The sequence below is a fragment of the Nocardiopsis sediminis genome (assembly GCF_042650565.1).
Taxonomy (GTDB): domain Bacteria; phylum Actinomycetota; class Actinomycetes; order Streptosporangiales; family Streptosporangiaceae; genus Nocardiopsis_B; species Nocardiopsis_B sediminis.
Genome location: NZ_JBHSBH010000013.1, coordinates 34,764 through 53,144, shown reverse-complemented (window position 1 = coordinate 53,144; position 18,381 = coordinate 34,764). Strand labels below are relative to the sequence as shown.

Here is an 18,381-nt window from a genome sequence, read left to right as displayed (position 1 = left end):
CCGCGTCCCGCGCCCGCCCCCTCACCGTTGCCGGCCGCTCCCGTGACCCGGTCCAGCGCGATCGCCAGCAGGACGATGGCCGTGCCCGCCTCGACCGCCTGGCCGACGTTGACCTTGGACAGCGCCTGGTAGATGGCGTCGCCCAGCCCGCCGGCGCCGATCACCGAGGCGATGACCACCATGGACACCGCCAGCATGATCGTCTGGTTGATCCCCAGGAGGATGGTGCGCCGGGCCAGCGGCAGCTGCACCTTGGTCAGCAGCTGCCAGGGGGTGGAGCCGAGCGAGGTGGTGGCCTCGACCGCGCCCGGGTCGACCTCGCGGATGGCCAGCGCGGTGATGCGCACCGCCGGCGGGATCGCATAGACCGCGGTGGCCACCGCCGCGGACGGGTTGCCGATCCCGAACAGCAGGACCATCGGCATCAGGTAGGCGAAGGCCGGCATGATCTGCATGAAGTCCAGCACCGGCCGCAGGAGCCGGTCGAACCCGTCGCTGCGGCCGGCGAGGATACCCAGCGGCACCCCGATCACCAGCGCGATCAGCACCGACGTGATGATCAGGGCGAGCGTGGTCATCGCCTCGGCCCACAGCCCGGCCAGGCCGAAGACGGCGAAGGCGGCCAGGACCACCGGCACCGTCCGCCACCCGGCCGCGCGCCAGGTGGCCAGCGTCCCCAGCACGACCACGCCGGGCCAGGTGAGCAACGTCAGCGCCTGGTTGACCAGGACGACCGCAGAGCCAAGGCCGACGGAGATGTAGTTGAAGCCGTAGAGGAACAGCGGGCTGGTGTTGCGGTTGGCCACGATCCACGCGTAGACGCCGTCGAGGCGGGCGATGAGCCACTGGCCCGCGGTGTCGGGGAACGGGCCCAGCCACGCGGACGGCCCCAGCGCGCGGCTGAGGGCGAACCCGGCGAGCAGCACCGCGGCCACGGCGAGCGCCTGGACCGGGCGGCTGCGCACCAGCGCGGCCGCGCCCGCGGGCCGCGTCCCGCGGAGCGGGGCGGCGGCGGACGGCGCCGACGCGGGGGCGGTGGGGGCGGAGGTCGCGGACATCGTCACGCCCCCGCCGGCGGCCGCGCGGGCGCGCCGGGGGCGCCGCCTGGGTCCCCGGCGGTGCCGTGCAGGTCCTCAGCGATCGCCCGCAGCACGTCATCGCGGCCGACCACGCCCAGCAGCCGGTCGCCGTCCATGACCCGCACCGGGGCGGTGCTCTGCGACAGCACGCCCACCACGTCGCGGACGACCGTGCGCGGCTCGGCCGCCGGCCCGTCCAGGGGCTCGCCGTCGCGCGGCGGGCGCATCAGCCAGCGCACGGTGAGCACGTCGGTGCGGTTGACGTCCTCCACGAAGTCGCGGACGTAGTCGTCGGCGGGGCGGCCGACGAGTTCCTCGGCGGTGCCCAGCTGCACCAGCTCGCCGTCGCGCATGATCGCGATGCGGTCGCCGAGCTTGAGCGCCTCGGACAGGTCGTGGGTGATGAAGACGGCGGTCTTCTTCAGCTCGCGCTGGAGCCGCAGCACCTCCTGCTGCATGTCACGGCGGATCAGCGGGTCGAGCGCGCTGAACGGCTCGTCGAACAGGAGGACCTGCGGGTCCACCGCGAGGGCGCGGGCCAGCCCGACCCGCTGCTGCATCCCGCCGCTGAGCTGGCCGGGCCGCGCATCCTCGTAGCCGGCCAGGCCGACCATGTCGATCATCTCGCGGGCGCGGGCGTAGCGCTCGGCCTTGCCCGCTCCGCGCACCTCCAGCCCGTAGGCGACGTTGTCGATGATCCTGCGGTGCGGGAGCAGCCCGAAGTGCTGGAAGACCATCGCCATCTTGTGCCGGCGCAGCTCGCGCAGGCGCTGCGGGCTGCACGCGCCGATGTCCTGGCCGTCCAGCAGCACCTGGCCGCCCGTCGGCTCGATCAGCCGGGTCATGCAGCGGACCAGCGTGGACTTGCCCGAGCCCGACAGCCCCATGACGACGAAGATCTCGCCGGGGTGGACGTCGAAGGACATGTCGCGAACGGCGACGGTGCAGCCGGTCCGCTCCCGGATGGTGTCGCGGTCCAGGCGCTCGGCGTCGCCGCCGATGATCGTGTGGGCGTTCTTGCCGAAGATCTTCCACAGGTTGCGGACGGAGATCCGGGGCTCCCCGGCGTTCTCGCCGCCGGGTGGTCGCTCGATCGCCGGTGCTGGGGAATGCATCGTCAGGTTCTCCTCCGGCAGCCCCGGGGCGGGGCGGCCCGTCGTCGGACAGCGGAGGCCGGGGCGGGGCGCCCTAGCGGTCCGCGCGGATGAGGTCGGCGGCGCGCTCGCCGATCGTGAGGACGGTGACCATCGGGTTGGGCGAGGGCATGGTGGGGAACACCGACGCGTCGGCGATGCGCAGCCCGGACAGGCCGCGCACCCGCAGCTCGGGGTCGACGACGGCCATGGGGTCGCCGTCGGCGCCGATCTTGCAGGTCCCAGCGGGGTGGTAGACGGTGTGCGCGGCGCGGCGGCCGTACTCCGACAGCTCCGCGTCGGTGGTGACACCGGGACCGGGGGCGACCTCGCGCTTGATCCAGGACTTGAACGGCTCGGTCGCGGCGATCTCCCGGGCGATCTTGAGGCCGTCCACGATCGTGGTGGCGTCGTAGTCGTCGGGGTCGGTGAAGTAGCGGAAGTCGAGAGCGGGCTTGACCGCGGGGTCGGAGCTGGTGAGCCACAGCTTGCCGCGCGACCGCGAGCGGGGGATGTTCGGCGTCATGCAGATCGCGTTGCGGGGGCCCGGCGAGTCGTAGCCGAGCCGGGCCGTGTTGTCGTCGAAGGGGATCTGGTAGATGTGGAACATCAGGTCCGGGCGCGGGTCGGAGGTGTCGCGCCGGATGAACAGACCGCCGTCGGAGTCCATGACCGTGGTCTCCGGCACCGGGCGCTCGGTCTCCCACATGATGATCGACTCCGGGTGGTCGAGCAGGTTCTCGCCCACGCCCGGCAGGTCGTGCCGCACGTCGATCCCGACCTCGCGCAGGTCGGCGGCGGGCCCCACGCCCGACAGCAGGAGCAGGCGCGGGGTGTCGATCGCGCCGGCGCACAGGATCACCTCGCGCTCCGCGGTCACCGTACGGCGCTCGCCGTCGGCGGTGGTGACCTCGACCCCGGTCGCGCGGTCGCCGTCGAACACGATCCGGTGCGCCCAGGTCTCCAGCAGCAGGGTGAGGTTGTCGCGCCGGTCCATCACGGGGTGCAGGTAGGCGACCGAGGCCGACGACCGGTGGCCGGAGTAGGGGTCGTAGGCGATCGACAGGAAGCCCACGCCGTCGCCGAACCCGCCGCCGTGGGAGGTCGCCGCGTTGAAGTCCTCGATCACCGGGACCCCGGTGGCCTTGGCCGACGCCTCGATCCAGTCCCGCACGATCTCGTTGCGGTCCTTCTCGGCGACCGGGGTGATGTTGCACTTGATCCGGTCGGCGTAGGACTGGACGGTCGCGTTGTCCCAGCCTTCGGCGCCCGCCGCGACCCAGTCGTCGAGGTCGCGGGCGAAGGGGCGGAAGCTGATGAGCGTGTTGTGCGACGAGCAGCCCCCCAGCACGCGGGCGCGCGAGTGCACGATGTGGGAGTTGCCGCGCGGCTGCTCCACCGTCGTGTACCCGTAGTCGAGGTCGCCGCCCAGCAGGCCCAGCCAGTCGCGCAGCTTGAGCACGCGCTCCAGGCCGACATCGGAGGGCCCGCCCTCGATGACACAGACGCTGGTCCCGGGGTCCTCGGTAAGGCGCGCGGCGATCACCGATCCCGCGGTGCCCCCGCCGACGATCACATAGTCGTAGGCGGACGGGGATGGCGGGGGTGCTGACACGGGCGGCTCCTTGTCGTGCGGGGGTGCGGGCGGGGGGCGGCGGTGGCGGGTCACCGCCTCACGCGAACCAGCGCTGCGGGACGGGGTTCAGGTTGCGGTAGACGTGCTTGGCCTCGCGGTACTCGTCAAGGCCCGCCTGCCCGAGCTCGCGGCCGACCCCGGAGCGCTTGAACCCGCCCCATTCGGCGCCCGGGAAGTAGGGGCCGAAGTCGTTGATCCACACGGTTCCGTGCCGCAGCGCCGCGGCCACACGCTCCCCGCGCCCGGTGTCGGCGGTCCACACGGCCCCGGAGAGGCCGTAGTCGGTGTCGTTGCCGAGCTCGATCGCCTCGGCCTCGGTGCGGAACGTCTCGACGGTGGCGACCGGGCCGAACACCTCGGTCTGCACGATGTCCATGCCGCGGTGGCAGCCGGTGAACACGGTCGGGCGGTAGAAGAAGCCCTTGGCGAGATCGGGGTCGTCGGGGCGGGCGCCGCCCGCGATGACGGTGGCCCCCTCGGCGATGCCCCGGGCCACGGCCGCCTCGACCTTGTCGCGGTGCTCGGCGGAGACCAGCGGGCCGCACCGCACGCCGTCGTCCTGTCCGCGGCCCAGGCGGACCCGGTCGGCGCGGCGGGCCAGCTCCGCGGTGAAGGCGTCGTGGACGTCCTCGTGGACGATGATGCGGGAGCCGGCGGAGCAGACCTGGCCGGAGTGGAAGAACGCCGCGGTCATGGCGTAGTCGACCGCGGTGTCGAGATCGACGTCGGGGAAGATGATGTTGGGGTTCTTGCCGCCCAGTTCGAGGGCGACCTTCTTCACGGTCTCGGCGGCCGAGGCCATGATCCGCTTGCCGGTGGCCAGGCCGCCGGTGAAGGAGACGAGATCGACATCGGGGCTGGCGACCAGGGCGGCGCCCACACCCGGGCCGGTGCCCAGGACCAGGTTGGCCACACCGGGCGGCAGGCCCGCCTCGGCGCACAGCTCGAACAGCTTGCAGGTGGTGACCGGGGTGATCTCGCTGGGCTTGACGACCATGGTCGCGCCGGCGGCGATCGCCGGCGCCATCTTCCACGACAGCTGGAGCAGCGGGTAGTTCCAGGGGGTGATCATGGCGCAGACGCCCACGGGTTCGTGGACGATGCGGCTGGAGACGCCTTCGGGGGCGTCGATGACCCGGCCGGCGTCCTTGTCGGCGAGGCCGGCGTAGTAGCGGAAGACGGCGGTGACGTCGTCGACGTCGATGCCGCCCTCCTCCAGGGTCTTGCCGGTGTCCAGCGACTCCATCAGCGCGATCTCCGCGCGGTCGCGCTGGAGGAGGTCGGCGATGCGGCCCAGGATCGCCCCGCGCTCCGCGGCCGGGAAGCGGCGCCAGTCGCCGTCGTCGAACTCGCGCCGGGCGGCGGCCACCGCGGCGTCGGCGTCGGCCGTGCCGCCCTCGCTGACCACGGACAGCACCGAGGCGTCGTAGGGGTTGACGACGTCGCGGACCGCGCCGTCGGCGGCGGAGGTCCAGGCGCCACCGATGTGCAGGCTCACGGCGGAGGCCGAACCGGGCGGGGACAGGTACGGCTTGTCCGGCAGGGTTACGTAGGGTCGCATCACGGAACGGTCCTGCCCAGGAAAATTGCCCACAAACAGCCCGTTTACCTTCTTTACCGTGCTGAGATCGCTGACCATTCCTCCATGACCTGCACGGATGCGCGGCCCACCATGTGGGCGCAGTGGCGCGCTTCACGCAGGCCACCGGCGAAATTGTCACGGAGAGTGATGAAATCCGGTGTCGCGATCGGAGGTCCGAGCGGGGGTGGCGTTGCGCACAGCGGGCGGCGGCGGGGCCGCCGGACATCCAGCGGCAGGGGAGATGGCGCCCGCGGTCCGGAGCCTGACGGCGGGACGCTCCGCCAACCGCTGGACAAGCACACCCCATGTGGGGTTAGCGTGGATTAGGCGTGCCTAACCGAACGCCCCGCCCGCGTCCGGCCCCGGCACCGCGCCACCGACCCCACCCTTCGAGGAACCATGCTGCTGGAGCACGAACGCAGGGACGTCTGCCGGACCGCCCGCCGGCTCGCCGACAGCGGCATCGTCGCCGGCGACGGCGCGACCGTCAGCGCCGGCACGGTCAGCGTGCGCGCGGGCGAGCTGTTCGCGATCACCCCCGCGGGCGTGCCGCTCGACCGGATCGAACCCGCCGACTGCCCGGTCCTGTCGCTCGACGGCGGGGTCCTGGAGGGGCGCCGCGAGCCCGCCGCCGAGACCACGCTGCACAGCGCCGTCTACCGGGTCACCGACGCCACCGCCGCGGTCCAGGCGCACGGCGAGAACGCCGCCGCGGTGTCGGCGGCCCTCGTGGAGCTGCCGCCGATCCACCACACCGCCGCGCGGCTCGGCGGCGCCATCCCCGTCACCGGCTACGCCACCTACGGCACCGGCGACCTCTCCGACCAGCTCATCAAGGCCCTGAAGGGCCGGCGGGCGGCGCTGCTGGCCAACCACGGCGGCCTGGCCGTGGGCACGGGCCCCGATCAGGCCTTCGAGCACGCACGGCTGCTGGAGTGGCTGTGCGGCGTCTACATCCGCGCCCGGGCCATCGGCGAGCCCCGGGTGCTCTCCGAGGACGAGCTCGCCGAGATCCGGGTCCGCGACGGCTACGCGTGGGGCGGCCCGGACGTGTTCTTCTGACCCCTCGGGTCCGCCCGGGCACGTTCGGATCCGCCCGGCGCTCCGCTCACGCGGCCCGGGGGCCGGGGACCGCCGCGGCGCCCTCGTCGTCCTCATCGGGGACCTCGTCGGGCAGGGTCCAGGCGAGGTGCGCGGCCGGGTAGCCGAAGTGCAGCATGGCCAGCACGAACACGGCCGGCGCAAGGGCGCCGTTCACGACCACTCCGTCCATCTGGCCCACGACCATCACCACCATGAGGGCCGCGAACAGCGCCGCGGCGGTGACGTGGTGGCCGACCCGGAGGGCGCGCTCGTGGTCGACGCGCTGGCGCTCGTCGAGCCCGCGGTAGCCGACCACCCACCGGCTGGCCAGGTTGACCTGGGTGCCGAGGAACGCCCCGAGCGCCATCAGCGCCAAGAAGGCGAACAGGACGCCGGGTCCACTGCCGGCCGTCTGCACGGCGGCCAGCATCGCCGCGCCGGCGACCACCACCGCGGCCTCGACGGCGACCAGCGCGCGCCGCCGGCCGCGCCGCGCCCACCGGCGCCTGACCCGCTCACCCTCCACCCGGGTCCGCATCTCGTCCTGTGTGCGCTCGCCGAACATGCCTGCGCCGCGGGAACCCGCGGATGCCGATTTCACCATCGTCCTCACCCCTGGTGTCCGATCCTGGGAAACGGTGCGGTCGAGAAGACGACCTCCACCGGTACTTCGAAGTACTGCGCGATCCGCAGCGCAAGGTGCAGGCTGGGGCTGTACTCGCCCCGTTCGAGGTAGCCCACTGTCTGGTAGTGCACGCCGAGGGTCTCGGCGAGCTCCCGCCGCGAGACCCCCCGCTCGGCGCGCAGCACGGCGATGCGGTTGTGGATCTGCTCTCCGGACGCGCCGGCCTTGGCCCGGCCGCGCGCGGTGTTGCCCGCTGGGCTCACGGTCCTCCCTCTGGTCGTCCATTGCCGCTGTCAGCCGACACGCTGCACCGACCGCTGCCTGCGCGCCTCGACGGCCGAGCCGGACTCGCGCCGCGCCATCCGGCGCAGCACGAAGGGCGCCACGACCAGGCCGGCGAGCGCCCACACCCCCAGCACGCCCGCGGTCTCCAGGTGCCGCCAGGACCCGCCGATCTCCAGGGCCGCCGCCGCATCCGGCAGCAGCGCCGAGCGCATGCCCAGGCCCAGCCAGTACATCGGGAAGACCTGCGCGATGGCCTGCACCCACACGGGAAGGACGGTCACCGGCCCGAAGATCCCGGAGATGCCGATCAGGCCCATGATCGGCAGCATCCCGACCCCGCCCACGGTGCGCGGGCTCTCGAACAGCGACCCGAGAACGGCGCCGATCGGCAGCGTCGCCGCCAGGCCGAGGGCGAGCACCCAGACGAGGGTCGGCCAGCCGCTCGCCAGTCCCCCGGTGAGGCCGTCGAACAGGAAGAGTCCCGGGACCAGGACGACCAGGATGTTCATCAGGATCACCAGGGACTGCGAGACGACCTTGCCGACCAGGTAGCCGAGCATGCCGCGCGGCAGGGCCTTGGCCCGCAGCAGGGTACCGTCCTCGCGCTCGGTGGCCAGCAGCATCGCCGTGCCGATCAGGCCGCTGGTGGCGACGAGCATCCCCAGTACCCCGGGCAGCGACACGGTGCCGGCGGTCAGGGACGTGCCGTCGGCGGCGGCGCTCTGGAGGAAGTAGAGCACGGCCAGCAGGGTCCCGCTGGTCATCAGGTTGGAGACGACGTCCTGCCGGTTGGTGAGGAACGCGCGGAACTCCAGGAGCCCGCGGGCACCGCCCATACGCAGGGCGTGCACGGTGGTGTTCACCTCACTGCCTCCCCGAACCCCGCGGCGGCGGTGCCGCCCTGCCCGGTCTCGTGCCTGTGCACCATGGCCATGTAGACGTCCTCCAACCGGGCGCGGCGGACCTCCAGGTCGGCGACCTCCTCGCCGTACTGCGCGAACAGTTCGCGGACGAACGCGGTGCCGTCCTTGGCTGCGTGGACGAACCGCCGGCCGCCGCGGGTCCACAGCACCTCGGTCTCGTCGCCCACCTGCCGGGCGAGCTGCTCGGCGCTGCCGTCGGCGACGATCCGGCCGCCGGCGAGGATCAGGATGCGGTCGGCGAGCTTCTCGGCCTCGTCGAGGTCGTGCGTGGTGAGCAGGATGGTGGTGTCGTCGTCATCGGCCAGCCGGTGCACCATGTCGTGGAACTCCCGGCGGGCCTCGGGGTCGAAGCCGACCGTGGGCTCGTCCAAGAAGAGCACCTCGGGGCGGCCGACGATGCCGATCGCGACGTCGAGGCGGCGGCGCTGGCCGCCGGAGAGGGTGGCGACCCGCTTTCCGGCGTGCTCGGCCAGGCCGACGGTGTCCATCAGCTCGTCGACGTCGCGCGGGCGGGCCCGGCCGGGGGCGGAGTAGGGGGCGTAGTACCCGGCGGTGTGCGCCAGCAGCTCGCGCACCCGCCACTTGCCGTGGTCGCGCCAGGACTGGAGGACGATCCCGAGCCGGGCGCGCCAGCGCTCGTCACCGGCGGCGGGGTCGCTGCCGAGCACGGCGACCGCACCGGCCGAGCGCACCCGGAAGCCTTCGAGGATCTCGATGCACGTGGTCTTCCCCGCCCCGTTGGGGCCGAGCAGGGCCAGCACCTCGCCGCGGCGGGCTTCGAAGTCGACGCCCGCGAGGACGTCGGTGGTCCCGTAGCGCATGCGTAAGCCGCGGACGCTGACGGTGGTGTCGGCCCCCGTCGCCCCGGCGGCGGACGCGCGGGGGGATCCCGCGTCGTCGACCACTGTCATAGGACTCGTTCCTTCCGTACTTCCCCTGCGTCGATTGATAGTACATGTACTACATTCTTACGCGTGCATACTACGCGCGGCCCGGCCGCCGCGGACCGTCGGGCGGTGTCCGCAAGCGGACACCGCCGGAGCAGGAGCACATGAGGGGCTACGCGGGGGCGCGGGATGTGCACGCGCATGCCGCTCGGGGCCGTCGGGCCGCGGACATCCGGACCGGCATCAGACTCCGAACACGCGGGCCACGGCGCCGCCCAGCGCAAACGCCCCCAGCCCGGCCGCCACGGAGGCGACGGCGTTGGCGAGCGCGAGGAAGCGGGCGCGGACACCGATCAGCCGGAACGTCTCGTAGCCGAAGGTGGAATAGGTCGACAGCGCACCGAGCAGGCCGGTGACCACCAGGCCGGCCGCCCATTCGGGCAGGGCGAACGCCGAGGCGAACCCCAGGGCCAGGCACGCGGTGGCGTTCACGGCGAACGTCCCCCAGGGGAACACCGAGTCGTGGCGGGCGGTCACGGCCCGGTCGGCGAGGTAGCGCAGCGGGGCACCGATCGCCCCGCCGAGCGCGATCATCAGCAGCGTCACCGGCCGGCCTCCCCGTTGCCGGCAGCGGCGATACCGTGCTTCTTGGTCACGCTCGCCTCCTCACTCCGCTCCACCGGCACCGCGGGAGGAGCCTTCGGCGTCGGCAGCGCCGCCTCCGCTCGTTCGTCGGCGCTCCGTTCCGGTCCACAGCACGCGTTCGGCCAGCGACCAGCCCGCCCACACCGCGACGAGGGCGCCGATGAGGGTGGCCGCGAGGTAGGCCAGCGCCGGTCCCGGGGCACCGGCCGCGAGCATCGCCTCGGCGTCGGCGACATAGGTGGAGAACGAGGTGTAGCCGCCGAGCACGCCCACCCCCCAGAACGGGCGCAGCAGCCGCGCGCCCGGCCATACGCCGGTCACCAGGACCATCAGCACGCCGATGAGCAGGCAGCCGGAGACGTTGACCAGCAGCGTCGACCAGGCGAACGCCCCCGGCGGGGTGGGCAGGGCGGCGGCGGCCGCATAGCGGGCGCACGCGCCCACGGCGCCGCCCGCGGCGATCACGGCGAGGACGTCGACCCGGACCCGGGGCGGGGCGGGAGGTGCGGGGGGCGCGACCGGTGCCGGGGGCAGCCCGACATCGGGGTCGATCGGGGCACGGCGTTCGAGCGGGTCGGGGACGTGGTCCATCCGCTGGGCTCCTATCAGCCATTCAGCCTTCGGCTGCGACGGGCACTGATAGGGACCGTTGGCGGCGCACACCGCGGTTCCGCCGCCGAAGGCGGCCGTGGCGGGCCCCACCGCCACGACCGACCCTACCCGCGCCCCGCGGCCGCCGACGGGCGACATCCGATGGGACCGGAAGCGGGGGCGCCGCGGTCAGCGGGCGACGTGCTCCATGAGCAGCTCGTTCACCCTGTCGGAGCGCTCGATCCCGGCGAGGTGCGCCGCACCCGCGACCACCTCGAACCGCGCGCCGGCGATGGCGTTGGCGAGCCTGCGCCCGTGGCCGGGCGGCAGCAGCGGGTCGTGGGCGGCCGAGACCACGAGGGCGGGCGCGCGCACGGCGGCGAGCACGCGGCGCTGGTCGAGCCCGGTGATGGCCCCGCAGTAGCCGGCGTAGCCCTCGGCGGTGACGCCCTCGAACTCCTCGGCCATGCGGCGGACGACATCGGGGCGCCGCTCCGCGAACGCCGGGGTGAACCACGCCGTGGTGACCTGCCCCGACACCGCCGCCATGCCGTCGCGGCGGACGCGTTCGGCCAGCGCCCCGGAGTCGAAGGTGCGCGGGGTCCCGGCGGAACAGGCGATGTAGGCCAGCCTGCGGACCCGGCCGGGGACCGCCGCGGCGAGCCAGGTCGCCAGCGCCCCGCCGAAGCCGGAGCCGACGACGGAGATGCGGTCGAGCCCGCATGAGTCGAGCAGGGTCACCAGGTCGGCGCCCATGTCGTCGATCGTGTAGGGGCCGCCGGGAGCGGGCGAGGCACCGTGTCCGCGGAGGTTGACCCGCAGTACCCGCATGCTGCGGGTGAGTTCGGGCATCTGCGGCTCCCACACCGACCACTTGGCGCCCGGCGGGGGAAGGAGCAGCACGGCACGGGCGTTCCCGGGCCCGTCGATCCGGTACTGAAGGGGGACGACGGCCATGCGCCACCTCCGGGGACGGCAGGTGAAAAGCCTACCCGTCCCCACCCCGGCCGAAGCGGCGAGTCGCGGCAACGGCAATGAATGATCGCCCGTGCACTCCCCCAACAGCCCTGGCGTGGGCGCAATGCCGCAGACGGCGACCGAATCGCCTATTCGGTCGCCGTTTACGATCGCCCCGAAAATCACATCACCTGAAATCAATTGGACATCACCGACATTCCGCCACTCACTCTCCGCCCGGAGTTGCGAAGTCGCCTACGTTCACCTCATGCCATCAAAAGCGCATGAATTCCCTCTGGATCTGATCCGGCATAAGCCGGACATCGCAGTCGACCTGCTGTCGGTCGCCAATACGTCCGAATTCCCGAAATTCGCCCACGTTCGATGCGAATCCGGCGATGCGACGACAACGGTACCGGCGGAACTCCGGTGCGACTCCGTCGTGGTGTGCGAGGACAGCGACAGGTCTCCGGCGCTCGCCATCATCACCGAGAACCAGCTCGGGAGAGACGACGACAAGCGCTTCAGCTGGCCCCAGTACGTCGCCAACATCCGGGCACGCTTGCGCTGCCCGGTGGCACTGTTGGTCCTGACCCCCAACGACAGGATCGCCACTTGGTGCGAGACCCCGATCGAGCTCGGGTGTGGACATATCCGACCCTCGGCACTGTCCCTGACCGCCCTGAAACCGTTCACCGACCCCGAACAGGCCATCCGCCACCCCGAAATGGCCATCCTGGCGCTCGCGAGCAATCCGACCGACGACACCGTGGTCCTGAAAGCCCTGGCCCCGGCGATGCGAGCCCTTAAGGGCTCGCCAGGGGCCGTATATGCTGACTACCTGCTCGCGGCCTTGCCGGCCGCGGCCAAGAAGTACCTGGAGGACGCTGTGAAGCAGGGCACCTACGAGTACCAGACCGAACTCTTCCGCGCCCCTTACCTCAAGGGACAGGCGGAGGGCAGGGCCGAAGGAAAGGCGGAAGGCGAGGCGCATTCCATCTTCCTCGTCCTTGCCGCCCGGGGGATCGACGTCCCCGACGCCGTCTGCGAGCGCATCAACGCCTGCACCGACATCCCCACCCTCAACACCTGGGTCAGCCGGGCGGCAACGGTGAACACGATCGAAGAGCTCTTCGGCTGATGGCGATCGATCACCGCGACGAGTCCGATGAGCCCAGCGACCAGGGATACCCGCCCGAATTTTTCCGCGGTCCCTTTTTCGTCGGGTACACCGAGGGCTCGGTGATAGGGCAGGCGGTAGGTGAGGCGACGGCCGTCCTCCTCGTCCTCTACGCCCGGAGGATCAAGGTCCCCCGCTCTCTTCACGAGCGCATCACCAGATGCAGGGACATCGCCACTCTCGACCAGTGGGTCCAGCGAGCGGTCACGGTGGAGACGGTCGAAGAGCTCTTCGCCTGACGGACGGGTCCGGCGCCGCCGGCGCCGGGCCCGTCTCGGTCCTTAGGCTGGGCAAGTATCAGCGGCGCCCACCCAGGCGAATCCGCCCGGACTCCCCTGCGATGGCCTGCGCGAATACCCGTACATGCAAAAGCGCGAAGGCCGCCTCCGTGTCCCCCCTCAAAATCACGGAGGCGGCCCTCGCTTGGGAACGGTCGCAGACTCCTCCCCCCTGGAGTCGCGACCTGCGAAAGCTCGCGAAGCGCGTTTTCAGTGACTTCTCTGTCGCGCTGGTTCATAGATTACCCATGACGACCTGGCCCAACAACCCTCCGTCACAACAAATTACTTAAAGTAATCACCATTCCCGGGCCTGCGGGCCGCCAAGTGCGTGGATGCAAGGTCAACCGGGGGTCAGAGGCGACCCGTCGTGAGGCGGACATAGCCTGGGGAGGTGCGCTTCCCGTTGCTGCAACCCCGCTGGATCGGCCTCCACCTGGTGGCCCTGCTCGCCGTCGCCGCGTGCGCGGGCCTGGGGTATTGGCAGTTCGTCCGCGCCCAGGAGCCGGACCGCGAGATGATCACCAACCCGGTCGAGGACCTCGCCGGTGCGGCGCCGATCGGCTCCGTGCTGGAACCGGGCGCCTACATGTCCGAGACCGAGGCCAACCAGGCGGTCTCCGCCACGGGGGTCTACGACCGCGACGATCCGCTGCTGGCGCCCGCTCTCTCCCCCGAGGGCGACGAGGGCTACTACGTCCTGGTGCCGCTGGTGACCGAGGACGACACCGCCTTGACCGTCAACCGCGGCTGGATCCCCGAAAGCGACGCCGACGCCGACGCCGTCGGCGGGCTCCCGGCGCTGCCCGAGGGCGAGGTCGAGGTCACCGGGTGGCTGATCTCGCCGCAAAAGGAGCAGGACGGCTACGCACCGCTCTCCGTCCCCGAGGGCCAGGTCGCCCGCATCGCCCCGTCGCTGCTGGTCAACGAGTGGCCCTACCGGCTCTACGAGGGCTACCTCACTCTGGCCGAGCAGCGGCCGGCGAGCACCGGCGGCGACGTCGCGGCGCCCCGCGAGATCCCGCCGCCCGACCCGCCGCAGGGCATCGTGTGGAACTGGCGCAACGTCAGCTACGCGGCCCAGTGGTGGGTGTTCGGCGTCGCGGTCCTGGTGTTCTGGATCTCGCTGATGCGCCGCGAGCAGGCCGACGCCGGAGCGGGCGCCGGCACCGATGGCGGTGCGGGGACCCCCGGCCCCGGCGGCGACGGTCCGTCCGGTGGCCCCGGCGACCCCGCAGGGCCTGGTGGGAGCGCGCCGCCCGTCGCGGAACCCGCGGCCCCGGGGCGTTGACCCGGAGCCCCGGGGGCCGCGCGCGGCGCGCCTGAACGGGACAAGGCATGACGCGGAGCCGGGCTCCACACCGAACGGGGCGGGCGCCCGGACCGGGTCAGGCCCCCGCGGCCGGGGCTTCCTGCGGCTCGCCCTGCGGGGCGGCGGCCTTCTCAGCGGTGGCGAGGCGGTGTTCCAAGATCATGCCGACGAACGGGATGGTGCCCGCGAGGGCGACCCCGACCGTGCGGCCCACGTTCCACCGCCGTTCGATGGCCAGCCACAGCACCACCAGCACGTAGGCCATGTAGATGTAGCCGTGCGGGATGGCGACGACCGCCATGAGCACCGAGTCGTCGCCGAACCACTGCTCCAGCCCGGCCGGCGCACCCACCAGCGAGAACCGGGCGGTCTCCCCGATCAGGTATTTCGCGGGCATGGACACGAACGTCAGCAGCAGCAGGAAGACACCCGTCACGTAGGCCAGCACGCGGTAGAGCGTGAACGGGAGACGCTTCTTTTCCACAGGGGACACCTCGTGGGATCGTCGGCGCGGACCCCGGCCGCCCCTGGTGGCCGCCGCCGGGGTCCCTTGCCCTTCGAGCCTACGTGCGGTATGAGCCGGCCTTCATGCGGGTCCCGTCACACCGCGCCACCCCGAACTCGGCTGGCCTTGTCGCAGGTCACAGCCGTGCGGCCGCTCTGTTCGGGCTCGTCCACCGCCCGTTGGAGCCGACCGTCCACGCCTGGGGGATGGTGCGCAGCGTCAGGTAGGCGTCGATCACCCGCACGGGCAGGAAGAACAGCCCGTAGACCAGATAGCCGGGCCGGCGCCGGACGGCCGCCAGCACGCAGGTGAGGAGGTAGTCGGGGACGAACAGCCCGACCGCGACCGCGGTGAGCGGCAGCACCGCGGTCACCGCGTCGTAGCCCCCCTCGTAGACGCCCCACCGCAGCACCAGCCCTCCCGTGGCATCGGGGAGCAGGAGGAGCACCGCGAACCCGACGGCCGCCAGCAGCAGCACGGCGACCAGCACCACTTCGAGGATGTAGAAGAACAGCGCGAACCAGAACAGCCCGGGCCACACGCCATGCCGCCGAACGGTCTGCCAGAACCCCAGCGTCCACCGCCGCACCTGGCTCACATAGTCGGCGAGGGTGAAGGGGTCCTGGCTGTAGGCCTTGGTCCCCGGGTGCATGGAGATGCGCCCCAGGCGCTTGCGGTGCACCTCGAAGGTCATGTTGAAGTCCTCGATGACCAGCCCGCTGGGGTTGATGTCGATCTTCTTCAGCGCGCTGGAGCGGTAGGTGCTGGCGAACCCGGGGACGATGAAGGGGACGCTGGTGCGGCGCCAGGTCTGGCCGTAGCGCAGCAGGTACTGGAGCATCCAGTAGAGCCGGTCCCGGTAGGCCGAGATCAGCCGGCCGACGACGGTGCGCTCGTGCGGCTTCCATTCGGCGACGACGAAGCCCGCCACCGCCGCCACCGCCGGGTCGCGCAACTGGGCGCGCACCCCCTCGACGTAGCCGGCGTGCAGTTCGGTGTCGGCGTCGAGGATCACCACCCCGTCGTAGGTTCCGGTCAGATCGAATTCCTCGATGACGGCCTCCAGCGCACCGGCCTTGCCGCGGTTGTTGAGGAGTTCGAGGACGTTCACGCCGGTCTCGGCGGCGATGTCGGCGGTGGAGTCGTGGGAGCTGTCGGAGACCACGTAGATGTCCCAGCGGGGGAAGAGCCGCAGCGCGGAGGCGATCGCGCCGTCGATCACCGGCTCCTCGTTGTGCGCCGGGATGACGACGGCCAGCGACAGCGGCGCGGCCCCGCCGGCCCCGCCGTCCCCGCCGCCGGTTGCGCCGGGCCCGGTCCGGGACGCCGCGGCCGCGGCGCCGCCCGAGGGCCGCGCGAGCGCGCGCAGGGAGTCGTCGCCGAGCCGCACCAGCCCGATGAGCGTCCAGGCGAGCAGGTTCATGCCGACCGACAGCCAGAGGAAGAGGGGGCCGGGGCCGCCCGCGGCCCCGAAGCCGTAGCGCAGCCACAGGACGAAAACGGTCGCGGTGACGGCGAAGGCGAGCAGCCCGGCCACCTGGTCTCCGATGAAACGCGCCGTTCGCACGGGTATGCCTCCAGGGGGTTCGGTTCCGGGCCGGCGGCGGCCGACATGACCGGCATTAGGCTGACGTTTCTCCTTCGGTCGAAGTTCACCCGGGTCGGCGACCAATTTTGGCCATGCAAATCCTATGCCCGGACTTGCGGTACTTGAGGACCGTTGATGCAATACCGGAAGACGGGGACGCCGCACCCCCTTCCACGAAGTCCACTCGTATTCGGGCCCGTTCCGTTTCGCTCGACCTCCGCCCGACCCGATCGGCGGCTCCCATCCCCCAAAGGGCGGACGGCAGCCCTGACCTGGCGCGACCGGCCACCCGGCCGTACAGCGCGCACGTCCTGGGGCCCGTTCTCGGAGAGGAATCGCAGTGCGCGTCGCCATCCACCAGCCGCATTACCTGCCGTGGCTGGGCCTCATCGATAAGATCGACCGGAGCGATCTGATCGTCGTTCTCGATCACGTCCAATACGAGCGCCACGGCTGGCAGAACCGGAACTACCTGGCATCGAAGAGCGGCCCCGTCCTGCTGACGGTCCCGGTAATACGGGGGCGTTCACTTGATCGCATTTCGGACAAGAAGATCGACAACTCATCCGCCTGGCGGGAAAAGCATCTACGGACCCTAACGGAACACTGCTACGGAAAAGCCCCATTCTGGCCGGAGTTCCGGGGACGAATTCGGCGCTTCTACGCCACCGAGTGGGACCGCCTCGCCGACGTGGCGCTGGCATCGACCCGCCTGGTGCTCGACGGCTTCGGTATCGCGACCCCGATCGTGCGCGCCGGCGAGCTCGGGGAGTTCCCCGGCCGCAAGAGCGAGCTCTTGGCCCAGATCTGCGCCAAAGCCGGCGCGACCAGCCTGCTCTGCGGCGACGGCGCGCGCCACTACATCGACCGGCAGGTATTCCGGCGCTACGGGGTCGGCCTGGAGTGGCAGGACTTCCGGCACCCCCGCTATCCGCAGCCGGCCCGCGGGAACGCGGGGTTCCTGCCGCGCATGGCAGCGCTGGACCTCCTGCTGAACGCGGGCCCCGGCGGGGTGCGGCTGCTGCGCGAGGCCCGGACGCCGCGCCCCGGCGGCCCGGCCACCGGGACCGGCCGCGGGACCGCCCCCTCGGGATAGCCGGGCCGGCGCCCGGCCCCGCGCGGGCACGGCCCCTCCGGGGCGGCCCGGCGGCGCCCGCCGGCCCCTCCCCGCTCCCCCTCATCCTCCTTCGCTCCAAGGACGTGGCATGACGATCGACTGGGCACGCCAGCGCATCCTGGTCCTCGCCCCGCACCCCGATGACGAGACCCTTGGCTGCGGCGGCCTCATCAGCAAGGCGAAGGCCGCCGGCGCGGAGGTCTACGTCCAGTTCCTCACGGTGGGCGACACAGCGGACCACTCCCCGCGCGGCTTCTCCACGGCCGGTGAGCGGTACGCGGAGATCAAGGAGGTCGCCGACCACTTCCGGTGGGACGGCTGGCACATCGCCTTCCCCGGGGACGACCACCACCTCCGGCTCGACCGCCTGCCGCGCTTCGAGCTGGTCGACGCGATCGAGCGCCACAGCCCGCTGTCCATCGCAACCCTGGAGCCCACGGTCGTCCTGGCGCCCCACAGGTCGAGCTACAACCAGGACCACCAGGCGGCGGCCGAGGCCGCGCACACCGCTCTGCGCCCCTCGGACGCGCGCAGGCGCCACCACCCCGCCATCGTGCTGACCTACGAGGAGGCCGCCGATCTGTGGAACAGCGGCGCGCTGCCCCCGCCAGGGCTCCTGGTCAAGCTGGCGGAGGCCGACCTCGAGGCCAAGCTCGCCGCCATGCGGCTGTACGGCACGCAGATCCACGACCACCCGCACACGCGGTCGGAGCCCACGCTGCGGAGCCTGGCCGTCCTGCGCGGGATGCAGGGCGGGGTCGCGCTCGCGGAGGGCTACCACGTGCTGCGCTGGCTGGCCTGAGTGGCCGGGGACGGAGTCGCGCCCCCGTATTCCGCACCGAACCAGTCTCCGGACCCTGGGAGGGAACCGAACGTGAAGACCGTTGTGACCGGCGGAGCCGGATTCATCGGGTCGCACCTGTGCGACCACCTCGTGGCGCAGGGGCACGAGGTCCTCGCATTGGACGACCTGTC

The 18,381-nt window shown here is 72.1% G+C and carries 20 protein-coding genes; 7 read left to right on the top strand and 13 right to left on the bottom strand.

Going from position 1 to position 18,381, the window contains the following annotated elements; genetic code table 11:
- The 4 genes from ACFOVU_RS20400 to ACFOVU_RS20385 form a co-directional block, all read right to left on the bottom strand.
- A partial coding sequence (locus ACFOVU_RS20400) for an ABC transporter permease (protein WP_378536036.1) occupies nt 1–1,058 on the bottom strand: 1,058 nt, incomplete at its 3' end.
- Nucleotides 1,059–1,060: 2 nt separating this feature from the next.
- Nucleotides 1,061–2,194 (bottom strand): quaternary amine ABC transporter ATP-binding protein, encoded by a 1,134-nt coding sequence (locus ACFOVU_RS20395; RefSeq protein WP_378536034.1) that lies wholly within the window; start codon nt 2,192–2,194, stop codon nt 1,061–1,063.
- A 73-nt stretch (nt 2,195–2,267) separates the two neighbouring features.
- Nucleotides 2,268–3,827, bottom strand: coding sequence for a GMC family oxidoreductase (locus ACFOVU_RS20390; protein WP_378536033.1), 1,560 nt, complete (start codon nt 3,825–3,827; stop codon nt 2,268–2,270).
- A gap of 58 nt (nt 3,828–3,885) precedes the next feature.
- Nucleotides 3,886–5,409 carry an aldehyde dehydrogenase family protein gene (locus ACFOVU_RS20385; protein WP_378536031.1) on the bottom strand — a complete coding sequence of 508 codons (1,524 nt, stop codon included), beginning with the start codon at nt 5,407–5,409 and terminating at the stop codon, nt 3,886–3,888.
- Nucleotides 5,410–5,829: 420 nt separating this feature from the next.
- On the opposite strand from ACFOVU_RS20385, the gene ACFOVU_RS20380 reads away from it, so the two are divergent.
- Nucleotides 5,830–6,492: a class II aldolase/adducin family protein gene (locus ACFOVU_RS20380; protein WP_378536029.1), complete on the top strand. Its 663-nt coding sequence runs from the start codon at nt 5,830–5,832 to the stop codon at nt 6,490–6,492.
- A gap of 46 nt (nt 6,493–6,538) precedes the next feature.
- Here ACFOVU_RS20380 and ACFOVU_RS20375 read toward each other — a convergent pair whose 3' ends face one another.
- From ACFOVU_RS20375 to ACFOVU_RS20345, 7 genes are all read right to left on the bottom strand, one after another.
- Nucleotides 6,539–7,117 (bottom strand): hypothetical protein, encoded by a 579-nt coding sequence (locus ACFOVU_RS20375; protein WP_378536027.1) that lies wholly within the window; start codon nt 7,115–7,117, stop codon nt 6,539–6,541.
- Nucleotides 7,118–7,122: 5 nt separating this feature from the next.
- Complete coding sequence (locus tag ACFOVU_RS20370; RefSeq protein ID WP_378536025.1) at nt 7,123–7,401, bottom strand: helix-turn-helix transcriptional regulator; 279 nt, start codon at nt 7,399–7,401, stop codon at nt 7,123–7,125.
- 30 nt (nt 7,402–7,431) lie between these two features.
- Complete coding sequence (locus tag ACFOVU_RS20365; RefSeq protein WP_378536024.1) at nt 7,432–8,286, bottom strand: ABC transporter permease; 855 nt, start codon at nt 8,284–8,286, stop codon at nt 7,432–7,434.
- A complete protein-coding gene (locus ACFOVU_RS20360; RefSeq protein ID WP_378536023.1) occupies nt 8,283–9,257 on the bottom strand; it encodes an ABC transporter ATP-binding protein in 975 nt (324 codons plus the stop codon). Before ACFOVU_RS20360 ends, ACFOVU_RS20365 begins: the two co-directional genes overlap by 4 nt.
- A 219-nt stretch (nt 9,258–9,476) precedes the next feature.
- Nucleotides 9,477–9,839, bottom strand: a complete 363-nt coding sequence (locus ACFOVU_RS20355) for a fluoride efflux transporter FluC (protein WP_378536022.1) — start codon at nt 9,837–9,839, stop codon at nt 9,477–9,479.
- A 60-nt stretch (nt 9,840–9,899) separates the two neighbouring features.
- Nucleotides 9,900–10,469, bottom strand: coding sequence for a fluoride efflux transporter FluC (locus tag ACFOVU_RS20350; RefSeq protein ID WP_378536020.1), 570 nt, complete (start codon nt 10,467–10,469; stop codon nt 9,900–9,902).
- Nucleotides 10,470–10,658: 189 nt separating this feature from the next.
- Nucleotides 10,659–11,426, bottom strand: coding sequence for an alpha/beta fold hydrolase (locus ACFOVU_RS20345; protein ID WP_378536018.1), 768 nt, complete (start codon nt 11,424–11,426; stop codon nt 10,659–10,661).
- A gap of 268 nt (nt 11,427–11,694) precedes the next feature.
- Between ACFOVU_RS20345 and ACFOVU_RS20340 the strand changes: the two genes are divergently transcribed.
- The 3 genes from ACFOVU_RS20340 to ACFOVU_RS20330 all read left to right on the top strand — a co-directional run bounded on the left by ACFOVU_RS20340 (nt 11,695) and on the right by ACFOVU_RS20330 (nt 14,175).
- Complete coding sequence (locus ACFOVU_RS20340; protein WP_378536016.1) at nt 11,695–12,567, top strand: hypothetical protein; 873 nt, start codon at nt 11,695–11,697, stop codon at nt 12,565–12,567.
- Nucleotides 12,567–12,845, top strand: a complete 279-nt coding sequence (locus ACFOVU_RS20335; RefSeq protein ID WP_378536014.1) for a hypothetical protein — start codon at nt 12,567–12,569, stop codon at nt 12,843–12,845. The genes ACFOVU_RS20340 and ACFOVU_RS20335 overlap by 1 nt, the downstream gene beginning before the upstream one ends.
- Nucleotides 12,846–13,278: 433 nt before the next feature.
- Nucleotides 13,279–14,175: an SURF1 family protein gene (locus tag ACFOVU_RS20330; RefSeq protein ID WP_378536012.1), complete on the top strand. Its 897-nt coding sequence runs from the start codon at nt 13,279–13,281 to the stop codon at nt 14,173–14,175.
- 97 nt (nt 14,176–14,272) lie between these two features.
- On the opposite strand, the gene ACFOVU_RS20325 is transcribed toward ACFOVU_RS20330, so the two are convergent.
- Nucleotides 14,273–14,680 (bottom strand): DUF3817 domain-containing protein, encoded by a 408-nt coding sequence (locus ACFOVU_RS20325; protein ID WP_378536010.1) that lies wholly within the window; start codon nt 14,678–14,680, stop codon nt 14,273–14,275.
- Nucleotides 14,681–14,837: 157 nt separating this feature from the next.
- Nucleotides 14,838–16,268, bottom strand: a complete 1,431-nt coding sequence (locus tag ACFOVU_RS20320; protein ID WP_378536008.1) for a glycosyltransferase family 2 protein — start codon at nt 16,266–16,268, stop codon at nt 14,838–14,840.
- A 361-nt stretch (nt 16,269–16,629) separates the two neighbouring features.
- On the opposite strand from ACFOVU_RS20320, the gene ACFOVU_RS20315 reads away from it, so the two are divergent.
- From ACFOVU_RS20315 to ACFOVU_RS20305, 3 genes are all read left to right on the top strand, one after another.
- Entirely contained in the window at nt 16,630–17,385 is a 756-nt protein-coding gene (locus ACFOVU_RS20315) for a WbqC family protein (RefSeq protein WP_378536006.1), read from the top strand.
- Between the two features lie 109 nt (nt 17,386–17,494).
- Complete coding sequence (locus ACFOVU_RS20310; RefSeq protein ID WP_378536004.1) at nt 17,495–18,208, top strand: PIG-L deacetylase family protein; 714 nt, start codon at nt 17,495–17,497, stop codon at nt 18,206–18,208.
- Nucleotides 18,209–18,280: 72 nt separating this feature from the next.
- On the top strand, nt 18,281–18,381 hold a 101-nt coding region (locus ACFOVU_RS20305), incomplete at its 3' end, for an NAD-dependent epimerase/dehydratase family protein (protein ID WP_378536465.1).